The sequence below is a fragment of the Microbacterium sp. NPDC078814 genome (assembly GCF_040702645.1).
Classification (GTDB): Bacteria; Actinomycetota; Actinomycetes; order Actinomycetales; family Microbacteriaceae; genus Microbacterium.
Genome location: NZ_JBFBLT010000028.1, coordinates 1 through 3,810, shown reverse-complemented (window position 1 = coordinate 3,810; position 3,810 = coordinate 1). Strand labels below are relative to the sequence as shown.

Annotated in this window: 6 protein-coding genes; all 6 read left to right on the top strand. The window is 61.8% G+C overall.

Annotated elements, in window-relative coordinates:
* Positions 1 to 751: 751 nt before the first annotated feature.
* The 6 genes from AB0300_RS18675 (at position 752) to AB0300_RS18650 (ending at position 3,722) form a co-directional block, all read left to right on the top strand.
* A complete protein-coding gene (locus AB0300_RS18675) occupies positions 752 to 943 on the top strand; it encodes a hypothetical protein (protein ID WP_366216672.1) in 192 nt (63 codons plus the stop codon).
* Positions 940 to 1,614 (top strand): YqaJ viral recombinase family protein, encoded by a 675-nt coding sequence (locus AB0300_RS18670; RefSeq protein WP_366216671.1) that lies wholly within the window; start codon positions 940 to 942, stop codon positions 1,612 to 1,614. Before AB0300_RS18675 ends, AB0300_RS18670 begins: the two co-directional genes overlap by 4 nt.
* A 1-nt stretch (position 1,615) precedes the next feature.
* A complete protein-coding gene (locus AB0300_RS18665) occupies positions 1,616 to 2,185 on the top strand; it encodes a hypothetical protein (RefSeq protein ID WP_366216670.1) in 570 nt (189 codons plus the stop codon).
* The gene (locus tag AB0300_RS18660; protein WP_366216669.1) at positions 2,178 to 2,387 is read left to right on the top strand and encodes a hypothetical protein; all 210 of its coding nucleotides are present in this window, start codon (positions 2,178 to 2,180) and stop codon (positions 2,385 to 2,387) included. Before AB0300_RS18665 ends, AB0300_RS18660 begins: the two co-directional genes overlap by 8 nt.
* Positions 2,388 to 2,458: 71 nt before the next feature.
* Entirely contained in the window at positions 2,459 to 2,824 is a 366-nt protein-coding gene (locus AB0300_RS18655) for a hypothetical protein (protein WP_366216668.1), read from the top strand.
* A gap of 208 nt (positions 2,825 to 3,032) precedes the next feature.
* Positions 3,033 to 3,722 carry a hypothetical protein gene (locus AB0300_RS18650; protein ID WP_366216667.1) on the top strand — a complete coding sequence of 230 codons (690 nt, stop codon included), beginning with the start codon at positions 3,033 to 3,035 and terminating at the stop codon, positions 3,720 to 3,722.
* Positions 3,723 to 3,810 lie beyond the last annotated feature (88 nt).

Below are 3,810 nucleotides of genomic sequence, written 5' to 3'. Positions count from 1 at the left end.
TACAGGCGCACACGATGTGGCGTATCGGTTTGGTGGACATGTGGGACGAGATCGAACGCACCATCCTCAAACGGCCCGTCCGATTCCTCACCGAAAAACAGAGAGAAGCCATGCGATGAACTCGCTCTTTGTCCCTCGTCTTGTCCGGGAATGCGTGGTCTGCGGAGAGCGGGTCACCTTGAGCAACGCCACGCCCGAGTGGGAAGCTCGCCACTCGCACGCAGAGGAGCCGGAACGTGATGACGCTTAGGTTTGCGGCGTTCATGCTCGCCGCCCTCTGTCTCGGGTGTCTCGCGTTCACCCCCAACAGCCCCGCAACCCTCTGGTTGACGGGGCTCTTCTTTACCTTCTTCGCCATCGTCTGCCTGACATGCCGCGAACCCAACCGTTCGAGGAGAGGCCATGACTCTTGACGAGGCTCTGGACCGGTTGGCGCAGGAACAGGCCTACCTCAACCACGCCCAACACGGCACCAACCAGGTAGCCATCGCACTCGCACAATCACACGTCCGCTACTGGGAATCCGTAGTGGCACAGAAACGACTCCAAGACCAAGGAGGCTGGCGACCATGACACGCAACGAGCAGTCCGACGCGGTGATCCGAGATCACGGCGGGTGGGACATGGGACTTCAATCCAAGCCCTACCCACCGGATTCGGTAGTGGACGCCGCGCTCTCGGCCTGGAACGGAACAGGTGGATCTGATCGCGTCGCAATGCGCGCCGCTCTGCGTGCTGCCGAGGGTGTGCGATGACCGTCAACCTCAACGTGATCGACCACAACGGGGAACACATCACCACGTTCTCGCTCTACGACGACGTATACGAACACATGGTCACCGAATCGGCCATCAACGGCATCCCCGTCACAGACCACATCGCCCAAATCATCACCGCGCACGCGCACGACATCCTCGACAATGCCAAGGACGACGACACATGACGCTCACGACGTACACCCATCTAGAGCAGGGGTCCGATGAGTGGCTGGCTGCGAGATGTGGGCTACTCACCGCATCCACCATCGGCAAACTCATCACCCCCGCCACGCTCAAGGTCGCGGACAACGAAACATCACGCGGCCTCACCATGACACTCGCCGCCGAACGCATCACCGGACACGTCGACTTCGTGTACCCGACCGCGGACATGCAGCGGGGCACGGATGACGAACCGTTCGCCCGTGATGCCTACGCCGAGCACTTCGCACCAGTCGAACAGGTCGGGTTCATGGTGCGCGACTTCGGGGCATACCGCATCGGGTTTTCGCCCGATGGCTTGGTTGGTGGAGACGGGCTCATTGAGATCAAGTCGCGGCGCCCCAAGGAACACCTCAAGACCGTGTTGAAGGGGTTGCCGCCGCTCGAGAACATGGCACAACTACACGCGGGGCTACTCGTGTCCGGCCGCTCCTTCATTGACTACATCTCGTACAGCGCCGGCCTCCCACTCTGGGTCAAACGCGTCTACCCCGACACCCGCTGGGTCAACGCCATCACCACGGCCGCCGAGACGTTCGAAATCAACGTCACCAACATCGTCAACAACTTCACCACCGCCACGCACGGTCTACCCACGACCGAACGGCGTGAAGTCTTCGAGGAGATCTACTGACATGGAAACAGACATCAGCGAAACACTCGCCGCGAAAGTAGACCAGATCACCTTCGAGGACTTCCGGCCGCCGATCGAACGCGTCGTCACCATCACCGGCACGAACGTCAAGAAGGGCGCGGACCAGCCCGTATCCCTCGAACTCGCCGAGTTTCCCGGGCGCCCATACAGACCGGGCAAGTCCATGCGACGCGTCCTTGCCGCGATCTGGGGCACCGACTCGGCAGCGTACATCGGCCGCAAGCTGAAGCTCTACGGTGACCCGTCCATCATGTTCGGTGGCATCGCAGTCGGTGGCATCCGAATCCGTGAGATGTCACACCTCGACGCGCCCCGAGACGTCGTAATCACGGTCAAGCAGGGGATGAGGAAGCCCTACAAGGTTCGTCCCCTCGCCGATGCCCCCGTGGACCCCGCGGTGGTTGATGCTGCACACGCCGCCATCAACCAGGCAACCACCACCCAGAAACTCGACGAGATCGCCGCACACGCAACACGCATCGGCATCCACGGTGAAGTGGCAGACGCGATCGAGACGCGACGGGCAGAGCTCGAGGCGAACCGTGGTTGATCGAATCCGGCCCGCACAACGCGTCGGCTCATGGGTCAAGTTCCGCAGGTTCAACGACATCACCACCCAGAGCGGCACGATCACGCATGCGATCGCACGGCACTCGATCACACACAAGCCGGCATTCATGGTGAGCGGCGACTACTACACCGGCATCGTGCACGCAGACGAAGCGCTCGAGTACGGGCCAGTGCGAACCTAACCAGCACCAACCACTTGAGGGCGCGCAACCGATCACGGATGCGCGCCCTCACTGCACCCCAGGAGACACCCGTGACACGCAACCGTGCATCCGCCAAGAAAGCCGGGGCCGACTTCGAAAGGAGACAGGCCGACTGGCTTGCGAGCAGGCTCAACGATGACCGCATCGACCGTCGAGTCAAGCGAGGCATCAAAGACACGGGCGACATCGGGGGAGTCCTCTTCGCCGGCAACCGTGTCGTCATCGAGTGCAAGAACACCAGCCGCGACAACCTCCCCGCATGGGTACGTGAAGCCGAGGCAGAACGCGGCAACGACGACGCACTCATCGGAGTCGTCATGCACAAGAAACGCGGCACCACCAACCCGGCCGAACAGTACGTCACCATGACCGCCGAAACGTTCGCCATCCTCCTCGAGCGCGGTGTGGCTGAGTGATGGCTGGCCCGGCGTCCGGAACATGCGCTGCATGCAAGAAGGACATCCTCGCGATCATCGACCACCTCGGACCCGACCAACTAGGCATCCAGATCCAGATCATCGCGAACGGACACAACACCGTCCCCTCATGGACCAGAACCGCCGAATCAAGACGCAAACGCATCACCGCGATCCGCACGGAATGCATCAGACAAGGACACAAGACATGCCAACCATCCTCGACATCTGCTGCGGCGCTGGTGGAGCCGCCAAAGGATACGTAGATTCCGGGTTCAACGTCATCGGCGTCGACATCGAACACCACGACTTCCCGTTCGGCAACTTCTACGTCATGGACGCGATCGAAGCGCTCGAGGATCTAGCAGCGAACAACCGGGCCTTCGACGGTCAACCGATCGACGCGATCCACATCTCGCCGCCATGTCAGCGCTGGGCGACCGGCACGAAAGACCCGGATCGTCATCCAGACCTCATCACACCCGCCCGACCGCTGCTCGACGCGATCGGGCTTCCTTATGTCATCGAGAACGTGCCCGGTGCGCCACTCATCGATCCCGTCATGCTGTGCGGGTCCTCCTTCTTCGACAAAGGGGAGCGGTTGGGGGTCCGCCGGCACAGGCACTTCGAGGTCAGTGCGCCGCTCCTGAATAGGCCCGCGTGTCAGCACGTCGCACAAGGGACACCAGTGGGCGTGTACGGCGACCACCCGGACAGCCGTGAGTTCTTTCGGCCGGATGGTACGCGCCGTGGCGCCAAAGCAACCTCGCTCAAGCAAGGGCAGCGCGCCATGGGGATCGACTGGATGCCCTGGATCGACCTGAAAGAAGCCATCCCACCAGCGTTCACGCGCTGGATCGGCGAACAACTCATCGAACACATCGGAGTGACAGCATGACGATTCGTGTGTATACGGAGGACAACCTGACCCCGGAACCGTGGATGCAAGACGCCGCATGCGCCACCACGAACCCGGACGCATGGTT